Source organism: Bradyrhizobium sp. USDA 4011 (assembly GCF_054063415.1).
In genome coordinates this window covers 5,963,822-5,978,906 of record NZ_JBSSGG010000001.1, presented here as the reverse complement: position 1 = coordinate 5,978,906, position 15,085 = coordinate 5,963,822, and the positions used below count along the sequence as shown (strand labels likewise).

The window sequence follows — 15,085 nt, the reverse complement described above, 5'->3', positions numbered from 1 at the left end:
TCAGTCGCCGGAGGTGGAAAAAGTGTAGTCTCATTCGCCAAAGCCTATCACCTGCCGGGTACCGGCCGACGGTATGGACAATACCGGGCGTCATGGCCTGAAATCATCGTGACGGAAGGAGGCCCTGAAGGCGGTTTGCAACGTATCTGCCGAAAGAGGAGCAATCCATGGCAGTCGGCCCAACCATCGCACCCGACCGATCTCGCATATTGCCCTCACGGCACCCGAGTTCCTTTCGCCAACGAAGGCTATGCCGAGAATGTCGATATGACGTCTTCGAAGAGCGTCTATGGACAGCAGTGAGTAATTGATCGTCCCCGGAGCCGAGCTGGCGCAGAGAACGACCGGGAGCCGCCATTTTTCGAGAATATCAATGTAGACCGAGCCGCTATTCAGGGGCTCCATCAATCCGCCGGTCCCCTCAATCACAAGTGGCTGCCTTCCCGTATCAGGCACGTCCAGCGAATCTGTATCGATGCGAACCTCGCCGGTTTCTGTCGAACAGTGGAGCGAAGCGGCCGCCTGCAGACGGTAACGCTCGGGCAGCGTACGACCGGATGGAAGAGCGCCAAGCCGAATGACCCGCTCGGTGTCCGTCTCTCCTTCGAGCCCGGCCTGAACCGGCTTCCAGAACTTCGCGCCCAGAAGATTAGCAAGCCCGGCGCAGAAGACCGTCTTTCCGACGCCGCCGCCCGTACCTGTCACCACAATCCGCTGCGGGTTCATCGAGCCTGAACTCTTGTCCCGTCGACGAGAATATCCAGCATTGTACGCACCTCATTCTTCACGATACGCAATCGTGAGTTCTCAAACGTATGCCCGCCGAGTGAAGCGACGTAACACCGGGGCGATTGCCTCCTGTGACGATAGCGCACGGATACCCGACCTTCCCGGCGATTCGAGCAAGAAGCCGCCGAACATGTTTCTTCACTTCCTCATGCGGGGCAGCAGCTGCACGGTTGACCGGTTGACTACAGGAGTCTGCCGCGCAGTGGTCGCGGCTGCCCTGAGTTGCGTTTCATGCGTTGTGGCAGGTCAAGATTGTTTTCGGCGCGCAAATACCGTCCGTACCGGACGATGGCGTTCATGTTTGGGGGGATGTATCCCGATAGATGCAGAACTGTACGTTTCGAACTGCAGCCTTACGACCTGGTGACTGAATCAGCTTGTCCGGCCTCCTTGCCAAAGACATAGGTCAACCGGGACGAAGCGATTTGCGTATCATCGACTTACGCGCGCGAACATCCACGGGGATGCCGGCAGGTCGCGTCGCGCAGCCGATCAGGATGATCCGCCAAAGGACAAGTCTCTCAGCCCCGAAGCAGGAAGGTCGCTCAATTCATAATCAGCCCCGTTTCGCTGCCCGAGTCTGGGCCGCGGGTGCGGTCGTTCCAAAATGCACACGGCCGCGACACCAGTCGACCACCCCGGGACGACCAGATCGACCCCATTGCTATTTTCTGAAGTCCCGCAGCATCGTAAAGGAGGCTCATTGACCGGCGAAGACCGACGGCTCGGCCTTTTTCGCGTTCAGGCCGGCAATATCCGGTTTTCCCGATCAACCAGCACAACGCGCGGCTTGAATGTAATTGCTTCCGCCTCCTCGAAGGAGCCGTAGGCAACGATGATCACCTTGTCACCTGTCATCGCAAGCCGCGCAGCGGCTCCATTCAGGCCTATTGTGCCGGATCCTTCCGGCGCCTCAATCACGTAGGTGGCAAACCGCGCTCCAGTTTCGATATTGTAGATTTCGACGCGTTCGTTGATCAGGAATCCTGCCGCATTCAGCAATATACGATCTATCGATATCGAGCCTTCGTAGTGCAGATCGGCCTGGGTCACCGAGGCGCGATGAATCTTTCCTTTCATCATAGTAACCTGCATGGATCTCCTGTCCTGAAGTCTGTGCGCAGTGCACTTGCTGCTCTGGTCTGGCTTGAGCACGGTTACGGACCTGATGCCGTTCCGGCCCAGGAATCGTGTGGCGGTCGGCTTACGGGATTTTGCTGGTCAAAAGCAAGTCAGCATTGATGCGCCGGGCAGGGTCTGAATCCAGGTCCCGGCGATGAACGCCCCGCGCCGAAACATCGATCGCTGCGAGCCCCCAATCCACTCCAACAGCCGCAATCACCTGTCCTGCTCTTCCTCTGGAATCATATAATCGAGACCTGTGAGTCTGGAGTGGTCGCATTGCGCGATACGGTGCAGGAACTGAACCTGCGACCGTGCGGAACGTCCGACTGGCGTTGATCGTGCAGAGCGGACAATTCGGAAGAGGTTGCCAGCCTCGCCTTTCATAAAATCCTGATGGCATCCTGCGCAAAGACATGGCTGCCAGTCAGCCGGGATCGCGAAAGACACGACGCATCACGGATTGGTATTCACCATGGCACATACCAGTGTAGCGCACGCGATCACAATTATCGCCCTGGTTTTACAAAACGCCCACAGCATTGCGCCGATCAGGGTTCACCTGTTCGTACGCTACGTTCAGAGCGTCGGGCGCCAGGCAACTCCCGCATCCTGCTCAGGCAGAACTTCTGCAAACGTCTGCTGCAAGGCAGGAATGGTCGCACAGCATCGGACAGCATTCCTGCTGCCAACGTCATTCGTGCATTGCGCTCGGCCTGATCCAGATATAAGACGCGACCAGGTTGCGGCGTCACGTTTGCAGTTATCATGATCCGTCACATCGTTTTCTTCACAGCCAGGGATAATTCCGGTATCGACCAGATCGCCGAAGGTCTGTCGGTTCTCACCTCAATCCCGCACGCGCGCCGGCTTGAGATCGCGTACAACCGCAAGAGCGATCAGCTCGGCAATGAGATCGATATCGTGGTGTATGGCGAGTTCGACAGCGCGACGGAACTCACTGCGTACAAAACGCACGATCTGTATCGAGAAGCAATCCGGAACGTCCGGCCACTTCGGGAATTGCGGTTTGCTGCTGATTACGAGCTTTCAGCAGATGTGCGTTTCGCTGCAACCGCAGGGGTAAGCCAGGTTGCTCGACGCAATCGATCGGTTCGCGGTTAGCTTGATCATCAGCCTCGAGGCTTCGTACGTGTCGGACGAGAACGCCCCTTATTCAGGACGGGACTACGATTGGAGCCGACTTTACAGCCCGCCGATCTTCGGCATCCGATAGCCTCATGCACGTTCGCGAGCTGCAGTGGATTGAGCCTGTCAAGGCGCTACGATGCCTGGCGCAGCGCCCGCATCTTACCTTTCTCGATAGCGCGGCAGAAGATGAGCTCCTCGGGCGTTACTCGTATCTGACCTGCGAGCCGTTCAGCACGTATCTGGTCTCCGGCGGACAGGCAAGCTGGAATGGACAGGCACTTACGGGAGATCCATGGGCAATCCTGCACGACCTTCTCGCCAGATATCGGGAAACACATCGCCCCGATCTCCCGCCGTTCCAGGGTGGTGCTGCCGGCTTCCTTGCGTACGATCTGAATCGGACGCTGGAGCGGCTGCCGGCGCCGTCAATCCCCGGTCTCGGATTGCCCCAATCGATTCTACATTTCTATGACGTTGTGCTCAGCTTCGATCATCGGGACCACAGGTGCTGGATCGTCTCGACCGGATGGCCGGAGAAGGATCCCGCCCGGCGGGCCGACCGTGCGCGACGTCGGGCTGACGAGTTTGCCGCGCTGCTTGCCAGACCAAGGTTGCCGCGGATTATCATTCCTGCCACGGCGGGTGCTTGGCATTCGAACTTCAGCCGGGAAGGCTTCATAGCGGCGGTCCGGCACGTCAGAGAGTTGATTCTGGCCGGAGATATATTCCAGGCGAACATCGCGCAATGCTTCAGCGCCAAAGTGTCGCCCCTGTTTGATCCCCTCACCTTCTATTATCAGCTGCGGTCAGTGAACCCTGCACCGTTTGCAGCCCTCCTGCGCTACGACAGGCTGACGATTGCATCGAGCTCTCCTGAGCGATTTCTGAAACTTGACGGGCGACAGGTCGAAACGCGTCCTATCAAGGGAACAATCGCGCGTTCCGCGGATCACGCAGAAGATCGGCGCCGGGCCGAAATCCTGCTTGCGTCCGAGAAGGATCGCGCCGAGAACATCATGATCGTCGATCTGCTGCGCAACGATCTGTCACGCGTTTGCACAGACGATTCGGTTGACGTTTCAACACTGTGCGACCTCGAATCCTATGCCTCAGTGCACCACCTCGTCTCGGTCCTCACGGGCGCACTTGCAGCAGGGCAAGATGCTGTCAGTCTGCTTCGCGCCTGCTTTCCTGGCGGATCCGTGACCGGTGCTCCAAAGGTACGAGCCATGGAAATCATTGCGGACATCGAGAAAGTGGCCCGAGAGGTCTATTGCGGCTCGATCGGCTTCATCGGATTCAGCGGACACATGGACACCAACGCTGCTATCCGCACAGTGATGATCAATGATGACCAAGCCCTGTTTCATGCGGGGGGTGGAATAACGGCAATGTCCAATCCTGAAGCCGAATACGAGGAAACGCTTGCCAAGGCGCAGAGTCTCTTCGGCGCTTTTGGTGCCGATCCGGCCGGTGCATTTTGATCTTCATCATCGACAATTACGATTCCTTCGTGTTCAATATTGCACGCTATTTTCGCAAGCTTGGCGCGGAGACGAAAGTCGTCCGGAACGACACGATCAACGTTACCGATCTCGTTAAACTTCAGCCACGAGCAATCGTCATATCTCCCGGTCCCTGCACACCAATCGAGGCCGGCATATCCACTGCGGTTGTTCGCGAACTTTCGGGGCGCATCCCCGTGCTTGGCATCTGTCTTGGGCACCAATGCATTGGAAGCGTGTTCGGCGGATGCGTGGTCCGCGCACGCCGCCCCATGCACGGTCGGGGTTCCCATGTAACTCACGAAAGGGACGGATTGTTCAAGGGACTCCCGTCCCCCCTTTACGTGGGGCGCTACCATTCTCTGGTCGTCGAACTTGGTCCAGCAGACGCGCCGGATCTCATGGTGACAGCTCGTTCAGATGAAGGTGAGATCATGGCCCTGGCGCATCGGCATCAACCAACCTACGGGGTACAATTTCACCCGGAGTCCGTACTTACCAAGCACGGTAATTTGCTACTTATGAATTTCTTGCGCCTGGCGGAAAGTTTTCGAGCGTGAACCAGAGCTCCTTTATTAGCAGCTCCAGAAATCGGGTGCCGAAGACAAGATGAGCTGCGGCATTTGATGGACGAACTCGATGCACGTCGTGAAAAACAGTAGATGGAGCGAAAGCGCGAAAAAGCTTAATTTGTACGCCGCGTAGCGCAGCTACAAATGCACTACTTGAGACCACCAACGCGGAGCCTCTTCGCATCACCTTGTTTGATGAACAGGCGGATTATCCTCTGGCGTAATCGCAAGAATATTTACTCGAGATCCGCCAAGAGATTGGCGGTGCCTTGCGGTAGTGTTGCTACCGCTGCCCTTAAGGGCGTTTCCTCCCTTGACTTGGCCGCCGGTCCAATCGGATCGGCGGTCCTCTTCGATGTCGAGTCGGCGCTCTCATGATTGAGGAATTCCTACAGCGATCTGCAGCTCGACGACGCCGGCTGTAGCTGCAACGTCTGTCATCGTGGTTGAAAGCATTCATGCAACATAGAGGTGTCCAATTCAGCATTCGAGAAGTGCACCCCGGCGAGTGGCGCTACAGTTTCGAGGTCGATAGCAAGAGGATCAGTGGCAAGACCCGAACGAGGCTGCAACTTCTTGCAGTCCGACGGGTTAAAGATCGCATTAATCGTGAACTGAATCGCAGCACGGAACATGGAAGTTGACCGGTTGCCCGTGGGTTCGAATCCTACCCCTTCCGCCAGTACACTGTTCTCCGTTGTTCTCCACTGTTCGGAATCCCCAGTAAAATCAGCGCCTTTGTCGGCAAACTGTATTCCTTAGTTCGCCGTCGTTCCTCACAATCGGGGTGCAAACCGTAGTTTGGGACCGTGAGTTCGGAGGACGGTTTTGACCGGAGGAACACATGGCTGGGAAGCTAAAGCCGCTCGACGTTGAACGCCAAACGAGGCCCGGCAAATACGCCGATGGTGATGGGCTCTATCTCGTCGTGACTGGACCAGCAGCAAAGAGCTGGTCCTATCGCTATTGGAAAAATGGCAAGGAACGCTGGCACGGCCTTGGCTCGTTCAAGGACGTGTCGTTGAAAGATGCTCGGCTAGCTCGTGACGCCGCTCGGCTGCGAGTGAAGGGCGACCGCAATACCGCTGGCGTCGACATTGTCCAGGAGCGCCGCGAAGCCCGTGAGGACGCTAAGGCCGTCGAAATCAAGGTCGCCGCGCCGGCTTTTGAACAGTGTGCCGAGGCATTTATTCGAGAGCACTGGTCGACCTGGAGCGAGAAGCACCGGGATCAATGGCCATCTTCACTCAAGCGGTACGTCCATCCTCCGAACTCGATCCAAGAAGTCACTGCAAATGCTGACGTTGTTCGCCCTGCAGCTTTTGGTAAGAAGGCAAGCTACGGTCGAAATCCACGGTCGCTGAGGCGGTACGGTCTGCAATTCGTGCTCAGGTCACCTCATTATCAAAGCAGCTTCCGCGCCCGTCTAGGTTGCGGTAAGCTCCCCACGTTGGTTTTAGAGGATCTGGATGAGCCACTCAGTATGGGCGATTGCCGCCCTCAGTTTTGTTGCCGGAGTGCTCGCCGTCGTCGCGCAGCAGTCGCTGCAGATTATTGTATTCAAGCAAGCGGCTCCGCCTGGGCTGGCCGCTCTCGCACTAAGTGCCATAGGACTTGTGAGTTGTACTGCCGCGGCGGCAGAAACCCAGCTGTTCGACCTTGCGCTTGATGTCCAGCCTTTAGAACCCACCTCTTATCACGCACTCAAGCACAAGAGGCTTTTGTTCGCGACGACCCGAGCGATCGCACAGAATGCAGAGAACGCCGCGCGATCGAAGGAGGGTGGATCTTACCGATACGAAGATGTCTTCCAGGAAACGCTTAGCCCGCTCCTGGCCTATGGATGGGTTGAAGTAGCGTTCCCAAGCAATCGCGAGTTCGGCGCTCAGAGCTATAGCGATGACCCCTTGAAGCCAAATCCATTTAAGTATTTCGCAATCGAGGGGCATGGTTTCGTTTCGACACGGCAAGACGCCCAAAAACTGGTGTTGACGCAAGGTTACGACCCGACCCAACGGGCCCTCGTTTTCGTCCACGGGATCAACAACAGTTTCCGCGACGCCGTTGAACATCTTACGCAGTTGGCTGTGGATCTGAAGGTCAGCGGGGCACCTGTCCTGTTCAGTTGGCCGTCTGAGACCGGGACACCAATAGTGCGCGTCAGTGCTAATTCTTACAAGAAGGTTCTAGAAAACGCGAAGACCTCAGAACCCTACCTGGCGCAAGCTCTTCAGGACATCTTGGCGTCACAACAGAACAATTTCGATGTTCTTGCACACAGCATGGGAACACTTGTCGCATTCGATGTGCTCAGGTCGCGACCTGCCAAAGACGTTGGCAACTCGGACCCAAAAGCGTCCTCTCCTACGGCACTTCCAAACGTGGTTCTTGCGGCGCCCGACATTGGCATGAAGCATTTCAATACCTGGCGCGACGAATTCATCCGGAAATCGCAGCGGCGTACGATCTACTGCGGCCCAGACAACGCGCTCTCTTGGTCTAAGGATGTAAATAAGGACGAGCGCCTTGGCTATTGCAAAGACCCGAAGCCAGTGAACGACGACGTCGAAGGGCTGGAATTCGTAAGGGTATATGGGAATTTTCGCGACGTTTGGAAGCATTCCTATTATCTGAATGTACCTCAGGTTGTGAGTGACATAAAGGAAGCGCTTTCCACAGGTGTTGACACCGGCGCTTCCCGCCGGAGCGATCGGCCCTATCGCGAGATCTTTCTAAATTATTGATCAACTCAGGGATCTAACGTGACCCCGCGTTGCGCTTTGGACGGGCTGGGCCTATCCTCTTTCGACCTTGGAGAGGATGTCATGAAGACCCTCGTCAAAATTGCTGCTGCAGGCTCCCTGGTTTTCGCTGGCCCCTGCATGGCTCAAGATGTTTTCTTGAAGGAGAAGTTCGGCCTCTGGTCGGTCTACTGCCTTAGAGACGGCGCACCAAGTAATGGCAAGTGCACCGTTACCGCGGGAGTTCACGCAAACGACAATCCTGATCTCTGGATTAAGGTCGCAGTGGGGTTCGCAAATCCCGCCGGAGATCTAGTGATGACGTTACGAACGCCGCTGCTGACCTATCTCAGAAACGGCATCTCCGTTGGCTTCGACGGTAAGCAGACCGTGAAAGCGTTCGTAGACAAGTGTCCGAACTCTACTTGCGAAAGCACCTTAGCAATCGATGACCGGTTGATGTACCAGATTGCCACGCACGATAAGATGTCGGTCGAGTATCAAGTTTCTGAGGATCGAGGCATCGCGCTTATTCTGGATCTCGATCAGATCTTGTCGGCATTGAATTCGATAAAACCGGGAGGGGGCGAGGCCATCGCTTCTGCGGACCCGAAGAAACCCTCGCCGCAGGCTGCCGTGCGCGTACTGGTCGAGCGGCGAAAGCATGAGCTTGCAACCAGTCTCAGCTCAGGAGCTTTAGCAGCATGGAACGCGCCCCTTCAGAACTGCCCCAAGGTTCCCGCCACTAAGGTAGTCCTGGTCAATGCTGATCTCACAGTGCAAAATGAGGAAGAACTTCTCGATTGGGCTGACAAGTCGAATAAGTGTACGCCTGATGCGGTTGCCTGGATAAAGGCCGAAGGTAGCTCAAGCCCAAACGGCCCGGCATTAGATCGATCCCGAATGGCTTCCTGGACGCTGTACAATTACGTAAGCAAGACGATGCCTGCCGGAGTAATTCCCGAAGATGGTTCTCAAGTGGCTATTCTTCCGGAAGCATTTGACTTTTACCCATCAAAAGTTGGCCGGGGGACCATAGTGACCACTACAAGCGGCGGCGCAGTTGGTCGAGATACTACCGGTTCATCAATCCCGGAAAAAACGGCGACGAAAAATCGACGTCGGGACTAAGGCCGACACTGCTCGCAAGTTAGCTGGGCAGGCTATTTATACCATTCGATTTTCTTGCCGAATGTGCTGCTTCGCCTGTGCCGGTTACGTCGTGGCCGGGACCGTAGCTTTGCTACGCGAGATTTCAGAAAGCTAAGTTATTTCAATGTGGTTGACAGGACACCCCTTCCGCCAACAGCTTGTATTTCTCCGTTCACCCACGTCATTTTTTGTAGCGTAAGCACTGTATTGTCAGTGGCTTGCTGTACTTTATATCTAAAAGTGTCAGCCTAAGTCAGCCCGTGTTCACGATTTTGACGTGGAGGGCAGCGCGGGTTTTGGAGGACACTTTTCGATGGCCAGAGAGACGCTAACGGCATCCCAGGTCATGAAGGCCCGGCCGGGTGACAAGTCGGCGACGGGGGCGGTCTCCGCCTCGACGTGGACCCGCGCGGGGGCTGCTCTTGGGTCTTCCGGTTTCGGTCCCCTGTGACCGGCAAAGACCGCTACATGGGATTGGGATCGGCCGACAGAAGTCAGCTAGCGCAGGCGCGCAAAAGCCTCGCCAGCCCTCGTCAGGCCGCCGAGGAAGCGCGCGGGCTGATCCAGAGGGGTAAGCGTCCGAGGAGAGACGCCTTGCAGCGGGCTAGCCTGATGGTTGAGAACTGTACGTATGGACAGCCATACGATCAGTGCGCTGAATCGACTTGAAGTGGTTGATACAGGCCGGCGGCGCCGCTGGTCTGAGGAGGAGAAGGCACGGATTGTTTTGGAAAGCATGTCCGAGCCGCGCCTGGTTGCGGCGACGGCGCGGCGCTATGGGCTGTCGCGGTCCCTGCTGGTGACTTGGCGGAGGGCGTTCGCGGCGAATCGGGCCGAGGCCGACGCTGGTTTTGTCAGAGCGGTTGTCGTGGAAGGTGGGCCAGTATCCTCGGCGGCCATTCCATCGAGGAGCGCCACGGCGCATCCGCCCGGTCAGCGAATTGAGATCGAATTGACGAGCGGACGGCGCATCATTGTGGATGCATGCGTCGACGTCGAAGCACTTCGCCGGGTCATCGAGGCTCTGGATCCGCGATGATTCCGGTTCCCACGGGAGTTCGGGTGTGGCTGGCGACGGGCCACACCGACATGCGCAAAGGCTTCGCCTCATTGTCGTTGCAGGTGCAAGAGGTGCTGCGCCGCGATCCGCTGAGTGGTCATTTGTTCTGCTTCCGCGGACGCAGGGGTGATTTATTGAAAGTGATCTGGCATGACGGCCAGGGAGCATGCCTGTTTACGAAGAAACTCGAGAGAGGTCGTTTTGTCTGGCCGTCACTGGCGGACGGCGTGGTGTCGATCTCGCAGGCGCAGATGAGCTATCTGTTGTCCGGCATCGACTGGCGCAATCCCCAAGAGTCCTGGCGTCCGACCAGCGTGGGCTGAGACTTTGTCATTTGAGTTTGGCAGCGAATGTGATTCCATCTGGCTATGGACTCCAGCGCCGACCTGCCGCCCGATCTTGCCGCCGCGCACGCAATGATCCTGGCCGAGCGCACGGCCAGGCTTGCGGCGGAAGCCAGGCTCGCTGAAGCGGCCAATGCCCAGGCGAAGCAATCGAGCACCGAAGCGCTGATTGCCCATCTCAAGCTCGAGATCGAGAAGCTACGACGCACGATATATGGCGCGCGCTCGGAGCGGTCGGCGCGGCTGCTCGATCAGCTGGAGCTTGAGCTTGAGGAACTCGAGGCGGGCGCGACCGAGGATGAACTCGCTGCCGAGAAGGCGGCCGGGAAGACGCAGACGGTGCGTTCGTTTGAGCGCAAGCGGCCGGTGCGCCAGCCCTTTCCCAATGACATCGAGCGAGAGCGCGTGGTCCTGCCGGCCCCGACGCAGTGTCCCTGCTGCGGATCGGCCCGGCTGTCGAAGCTCGGCGAAAGCGTGACCTCGACGCTGGAGGAGATCCCCCGCCGGTTCAAAGTGATCGACACGGTGCGGGAGAAGTTCAGTTGCCGGGACTGCGAGGCGATCACGCAGCCGCCGGCGCCGTTCCATGCCACGCCACGCGGCTATATCGGACCGCAGCTGCTGGCGACGATTCTGTTCGACAAATTTGGTCAGCATCAGCCGTTAAACCGACAGAGCCAGCGCTTCAAATGCGAAGGGATCGACCTGTCGGTCTCGACGCTGGCGGACCAGGTAGGCGCTGGAGCCTTTGCGGTCCGGCCGGTCTTTGAACTGATCGAAGCCTATGTGCTCTCCGCCAATAGGCTTCATGGCGACGATACCAAGATCCCGATCCTGGCGAAGGGCAAGGCGGATACCGGCCGGATTTGGACCTATGTTCGCGACGATCGGCCATTCGGCGGGCGAGATCCACCGGCGGCGCTGTTCTACGCCTCACGTGATCGGCGCGGCGAGCATCCCGCGCGGCATCTTCAGAACTTCGCCGGCATCCTGCAGGCCGATGCCTATAGCGGGTTCAATGCTCTCTTTGATCCCGGACGCAAGGCGTTGCCGGCCACGCCCGCCTTCTGCTGGGCACATGGCCGGAGGGCGTTCTTCGAGCTTGCCGACATCGCCCAGAACGCCCGCCGCGGAAGATCGGCGACGGCGATCTCGCCCATTGCGCTGGAAGCGGTTCGTCGAATTGACCAATTGTTCGAGATCGAGCGCGAGATCTATGGGCTGAGCGCTGAGGAGCGGCTGCGGATCCGCCGGGAGAGAAGCGCGCCACTGCTGACCGACCTTGAGGCTTGGCTGCGGGCGGAATCTGTCCGGCTCTCGCGTTCGTCCAACGTGATTAAGCCGATCAACTATCTGCTCAACCGTTGGGACGGCTTTGCCCGCCTTGTCCACGACGGAAGGATCTGCATGACGAACAATGCTGCAGAGCGAGCGTTGCGCGGTTTTGCTCTGGGAAGAAAGGCATGGTTGTTCGCCGGTTCTGATCGCGGCGCCGAGCGGGCTGCCGTGATGGCCACGCTCATCATGACGGCGCGTCTCAACGACATCGACCCGAAAGCTTGGCTTGCCGACGTTCTTGCGCGCATCGCCGACATGCCACAGAGCCGCCTGCACGAGTTGTTGCCCTGGAACTGGACGGCGCCTGCGTCGGCACCCTCCACCCAAGCGGCGTAGCCATGCACGTCAACAAGGTTCATGCCGTCTTCACCATCGATCGCGTCGCCAAGGACCTCGGAGAGGACGAGGACTGGCTCTGGGATGTCGCAAACGGAATGGAAACGGAGGACGGCGTGATCTGGGTTTACGGCATAGGTGAAGACGGTGTCATGGCGTTCACCGACTTCGGCATCGAAAACCTGATGGAGCTCATCAGGATGCACAAGGAAGACCCCGAACTCCTCAAGCGGTGGAAGCCGTAAGCCATGTCCGCGGCTTAGCTCGGATGGATACCCAGAGGGATGTCGATCCCATAGAGCACAGGAACGACCAGCGGACCGCCGTGAAGGCGGCGGCCCAGAAGGCGATAACCTTTCAGTTCTTCGCCGAGCAATTCGTCGGGACACATAAGCCTGGATGGAAGAACCCCAAGCACGCTCAGCAATGGGAAAACACGCTGAAGACTTACGTCTACCCCGTGATCGGGGCGACATCGGTCCCCGACATCACGACGGACGACGTGGTCAAGGTGCTGAGCCCCATTTGGCTGACCAAGCGAGAAACAGCGGCGCGCGTCCGTGGGAGAATCGAACAGATAATGAATGCGGCTGAAGCTAAGAAACTCCGCCCCAGGGGCAGCAATCCGGCAGTGCTCGCAATCATCAAGCATCTGCTCCCTGCTCAGAAACGAAAGAAGCACGTCAAACATCACCCCTCCCTGCCCTACGAGGAAATGCCGCAGTTTTGGAAGTCGCTGGCAGAGGACGCGTCCGACTCGGCACGCATGTTGCGATGGATCATTTTGACGGCCTGCCGTTACGGTGAAGCCCGCTATATGGACCGGGATAAGGAAGTGAAGGCCGATCTTTGGACCGTCCCGGCCGGTCGAATGAAGGCTGAACGAGAACACAGCGTGCCGTTGACGCCGCTGGCTCTGACGCAGTTGCCGTTCAGGCCCGTTTCGGATGCCGCGTTAGCGCATTGCATTGCACGCCACACCAAGCGACACGCCACGACCCACGGAATGCGATCTACCTTCCGAGATTGGGCTGGGGACGAAACGGCACACGCGTGGGAAGTCGCGGAGGCCGCAATAGCGCACTCCACCGGGGACGATACGGAAGCGGCGTATCGAAGGCGAACAGCGCTGGCGAAACGCCGCAAGCTGATGGACGACTGGGCGGCTTACTGCACGTCCGAACGTCGGTAGCGCGAGTGCGACCGAGCCAGCCGCAAAATGCTCGTTCCGGGCATGACGAACGTCCAACTTGCTCCACACGCCTAACTTGTGCAAAAACCGTCACTCTACATTAAGGAGTTTCCCTCTCATGAAGTTGACTGACGGCGAAAAGCTCATCCTGCTCATGCTGACCGACATGTATAAGGCAATGAATATCAAGGGTGAGTTTGACCCGGAATTCATCGCTAATACGATCTACAAAGACAAGCTCTGGGGCTTCAACTGGGAGCTTTCGGGCATACCGTGGGAGCGTTCTGAAGACCCGCCAGAGGTGCGAGAAACGACCGACTTTCTCGACATGTGGCGCTTCGTGGAGGAAGGATACGAAGCACTGACCCCGGCGGAAAAGACGAAGCTAGCAAAAGATGCGGAGCCGTTCGGAACGCATGTGAAATTCCCGGGCTTCGACGGGAACAACGAACCGCATTATCGTATTGCAAACTACATGCTGAACGATATGCGGCATCGCTTCGATTCCTTCAAAGGCCGTGGTGACCTGAACTCACATAGCCATTCGGTCGAATCTTACAGGCGGATGTACAGTGTGTTCGAGCCCATTCGCGCAAACCTACACAATCGAAGTCTCAATTTAGCCGAACTTACGGAAATCTTGAACGCACGAAGGCATCCTAGCCAATGTTAGTTGCTGGCGCGTGGAGGTAGCATGAAGGGCCTTTTCAACGGTCTATTCGGTTTCGGACGGGCCTATACGAAGTTGCCTCCACACCACAACTTCGCCGAGCTTGCTGACAATATCGACGCCTTCGCCAGCCAACTTCTCGACCGCGCTGTCGGCAAGAATTTTGGAGGAGAGAGCTATTTGAATGCACCCGATAGATGGGAATGGAAGCTCGGTCGCGACCTAAAGACGCTAGTCGATTACGCGCGAAGCTATGTACCTGACGATGTTGATGGGCTGCATCGAAAGTGAAGCGGTCGACCGGATACAAAAACGTCCGCTACCATCACTGTGAAGATGACTTCGCGCCGCATGAGCTTGCGGTTCTTGCGCCACCGGCGGGTGACGGCGAACTAATCTGCGTTCGGTGCATTGAAATTGTGCTCGGCCGAGCCCATCGCGAAGCAGGACTGGCTCCTAGATGAACGCGATATTACCGAATGTGAACTCGTAGGGCTGCAATCGCACCGTGATAATCAACCGAGCATCGTGCTCGCTCGGTGGTGTATCCAAATCCTCTAGCAATTGATCCATTTCGACTGTGACTTTAGAAATGAGATTGTCATTCTGTAGCGGCAGTAAAATGGCGTTTCGCCATCGGCCGGAAGCACGGTGTCGTATCCCTGGTTGGCGTCCGGAATTTGCAGACTGTCGAAGAGCGTCTTCAGCCGGTTACCTATGTCGCCATGGTTCCATACGCTGCCCCGTGGCTGCCGCCGAAGAAACAGCACGTCGAGCCAACATGACAACTTCAGCTCCTCAGTAACTAACGGCAAGAAAGTCCAGCCGTACCTTTGGTACTAATTGGCTACGGCCTCTTTGCTGTATCGAGGAAGATAGGTCTCGGTATATCCGTCCAGCGTTGGGCCACTCGGAGTTCCGGTGTTGAGGAACGGCGTGTTCTCAAAAACCTTCTTTATCTGAGGGTGGAAGCTCTGGCGTAAGATGCGTTTATACCCTTTGCGTGCGGGTCTGGTATCCCGGTCGCCCGCGTTGCTCGCAAGCAACTGGCCATCATATGTCAGCCGGAATTCGACGCGCTAATTCCTCCTCGCAAAGGGCGGATCACGTTA

The 15,085-nt window shown here is 57.4% G+C and carries 14 protein-coding genes and 2 pseudogenes; 14 read left to right on the top strand and 2 right to left on the bottom strand.

Annotation, left to right across the window (positions count from 1 at the left end):
* Nucleotides 1–90: 90 nt before the first annotated feature.
* Together ACVW1C_RS28190 and panD are read right to left on the bottom strand one after the other, a co-directional pair.
* On the bottom strand, nucleotides 91–726 hold the full coding sequence (locus ACVW1C_RS28190; RefSeq protein WP_456761129.1) for a dethiobiotin synthase: 636 nt from the start codon (nucleotides 724–726) through the stop codon (nucleotides 91–93).
* Between the two features lie 804 nt (nucleotides 727–1,530).
* Nucleotides 1,531–1,884, bottom strand: a complete 354-nt coding sequence (gene panD / locus ACVW1C_RS28185) for an aspartate 1-decarboxylase (protein WP_456728190.1) — start codon at nucleotides 1,882–1,884, stop codon at nucleotides 1,531–1,533.
* A 795-nt stretch (nucleotides 1,885–2,679) separates the two neighbouring features.
* Here panD and ACVW1C_RS28180 point away from each other — a divergent pair.
* The 14 genes and pseudogenes from ACVW1C_RS28180 to ACVW1C_RS28115 all read left to right on the top strand — a co-directional run bounded on the left by ACVW1C_RS28180 (nucleotide 2,680) and on the right by ACVW1C_RS28115 (nucleotide 14,264).
* The gene (locus ACVW1C_RS28180; RefSeq protein WP_456728191.1) at nucleotides 2,680–3,036 is read left to right on the top strand and encodes a Dabb family protein; all 357 of its coding nucleotides are present in this window, start codon (nucleotides 2,680–2,682) and stop codon (nucleotides 3,034–3,036) included.
* Nucleotides 3,037–3,152: 116 nt separating this feature from the next.
* On the top strand, nucleotides 3,153–4,547 hold the full coding sequence (pabB, locus tag ACVW1C_RS28175) for an aminodeoxychorismate synthase component I (protein WP_456761128.1): 1,395 nt from the start codon (nucleotides 3,153–3,155) through the stop codon (nucleotides 4,545–4,547).
* Nucleotides 4,544–5,128: an anthranilate synthase component II gene (locus tag ACVW1C_RS28170; protein ID WP_456761127.1), complete on the top strand. Its 585-nt coding sequence runs from the start codon at nucleotides 4,544–4,546 to the stop codon at nucleotides 5,126–5,128. The genes pabB and ACVW1C_RS28170 overlap by 4 nt, the downstream gene beginning before the upstream one ends.
* An 856-nt stretch (nucleotides 5,129–5,984) precedes the next feature.
* Nucleotides 5,985–6,422, top strand: a pseudogene (locus ACVW1C_RS28165) (integrase arm-type DNA-binding domain-containing protein); the annotation flags it as partial.
* Between the two features lie 187 nt (nucleotides 6,423–6,609).
* Complete coding sequence (locus ACVW1C_RS28160; protein WP_456761126.1) at nucleotides 6,610–7,884, top strand: alpha/beta hydrolase; 1,275 nt, start codon at nucleotides 6,610–6,612, stop codon at nucleotides 7,882–7,884.
* A gap of 81 nt (nucleotides 7,885–7,965) precedes the next feature.
* Entirely contained in the window at nucleotides 7,966–9,012 is a 1,047-nt protein-coding gene (locus ACVW1C_RS28155; RefSeq protein ID WP_456761125.1) for an invasion associated locus B family protein, read from the top strand.
* Between the two features lie 402 nt (nucleotides 9,013–9,414).
* Nucleotides 9,415–9,702: pseudogene (locus ACVW1C_RS28150) on the top strand (Arm DNA-binding domain-containing protein); the annotation flags it as partial.
* Complete coding sequence (gene tnpA, locus ACVW1C_RS28145; RefSeq protein ID WP_456761124.1) at nucleotides 9,665–10,072, top strand: IS66-like element accessory protein TnpA; 408 nt, start codon at nucleotides 9,665–9,667, stop codon at nucleotides 10,070–10,072. The pseudogene ACVW1C_RS28150 and the gene tnpA, both read left to right, overlap by 38 nt.
* A complete protein-coding gene (gene tnpB / locus ACVW1C_RS28140; protein WP_209296670.1) occupies nucleotides 10,069–10,416 on the top strand; it encodes an IS66 family insertion sequence element accessory protein TnpB in 348 nt (115 codons plus the stop codon). Before tnpA ends, tnpB begins: the two co-directional genes overlap by 4 nt.
* A 45-nt stretch (nucleotides 10,417–10,461) precedes the next feature.
* Complete coding sequence (gene tnpC, locus ACVW1C_RS28135; RefSeq protein ID WP_456761123.1) at nucleotides 10,462–12,111, top strand: IS66 family transposase; 1,650 nt, start codon at nucleotides 10,462–10,464, stop codon at nucleotides 12,109–12,111.
* A 2-nt stretch (nucleotides 12,112–12,113) separates the two neighbouring features.
* The gene (locus tag ACVW1C_RS28130) at nucleotides 12,114–12,356 is read left to right on the top strand and encodes a hypothetical protein (RefSeq protein WP_166218230.1); all 243 of its coding nucleotides are present in this window, start codon (nucleotides 12,114–12,116) and stop codon (nucleotides 12,354–12,356) included.
* 23 nt (nucleotides 12,357–12,379) lie between these two features.
* Entirely contained in the window at nucleotides 12,380–13,303 is a 924-nt protein-coding gene (locus ACVW1C_RS28125) for a tyrosine-type recombinase/integrase (protein WP_456761122.1), read from the top strand.
* A 118-nt stretch (nucleotides 13,304–13,421) separates the two neighbouring features.
* A complete protein-coding gene (locus tag ACVW1C_RS28120; protein WP_456761121.1) occupies nucleotides 13,422–13,976 on the top strand; it encodes a YfbU family protein in 555 nt (184 codons plus the stop codon).
* 21 nt (nucleotides 13,977–13,997) lie between these two features.
* A complete protein-coding gene (locus ACVW1C_RS28115) occupies nucleotides 13,998–14,264 on the top strand; it encodes a hypothetical protein (RefSeq protein WP_456728196.1) in 267 nt (88 codons plus the stop codon).
* Nucleotides 14,265–15,085 lie beyond the last annotated feature (821 nt).

What these genes read in the sequence shown, in the direction of transcription:
- ACVW1C_RS28130 (WP_166218230.1), top strand. Translation starts at nt 12,114, where the DNA reads ATGCACGTCAACAAGGTTCATGCCGTCTTCACCATCGATCGCGTCGCC.
- ACVW1C_RS28160 (WP_456761126.1), top strand. Translation starts at nt 6,610, where the DNA reads ATGAGCCACTCAGTATGGGCGATTGCCGCCCTCAGTTTTGTTGCCGGA.
- tnpC (WP_456761123.1), top strand. Translation starts at nt 10,462, where the DNA reads ATGGACTCCAGCGCCGACCTGCCGCCCGATCTTGCCGCCGCGCACGCA.
- ACVW1C_RS28180 (WP_456728191.1), top strand. Translation starts at nt 2,680, where the DNA reads ATGATCCGTCACATCGTTTTCTTCACAGCCAGGGATAATTCCGGTATC.
- ACVW1C_RS28115 (WP_456728196.1), top strand. Translation starts at nt 13,998, where the DNA reads ATGAAGGGCCTTTTCAACGGTCTATTCGGTTTCGGACGGGCCTATACG.
- pabB (WP_456761128.1), top strand. Translation starts at nt 3,153, where the DNA reads ATGCACGTTCGCGAGCTGCAGTGGATTGAGCCTGTCAAGGCGCTACGA.
- panD (WP_456728190.1), bottom strand. Translation starts at nt 1,884, where the DNA reads ATGCAGGTTACTATGATGAAAGGAAAGATTCATCGCGCCTCGGTGACC.
- tnpA (WP_456761124.1), top strand. Translation starts at nt 9,665, where the DNA reads ATGGACAGCCATACGATCAGTGCGCTGAATCGACTTGAAGTGGTTGAT.
- ACVW1C_RS28125 (WP_456761122.1), top strand. Translation starts at nt 12,380, where the DNA reads ATGGATACCCAGAGGGATGTCGATCCCATAGAGCACAGGAACGACCAG.
- ACVW1C_RS28155 (WP_456761125.1), top strand. Translation starts at nt 7,966, where the DNA reads ATGAAGACCCTCGTCAAAATTGCTGCTGCAGGCTCCCTGGTTTTCGCT.
- ACVW1C_RS28190 (WP_456761129.1), bottom strand. Translation starts at nt 726, where the DNA reads ATGAACCCGCAGCGGATTGTGGTGACAGGTACGGGCGGCGGCGTCGGA.
- tnpB (WP_209296670.1), top strand. Translation starts at nt 10,069, where the DNA reads ATGATTCCGGTTCCCACGGGAGTTCGGGTGTGGCTGGCGACGGGCCAC.
- ACVW1C_RS28120 (WP_456761121.1), top strand. Translation starts at nt 13,422, where the DNA reads ATGAAGTTGACTGACGGCGAAAAGCTCATCCTGCTCATGCTGACCGAC.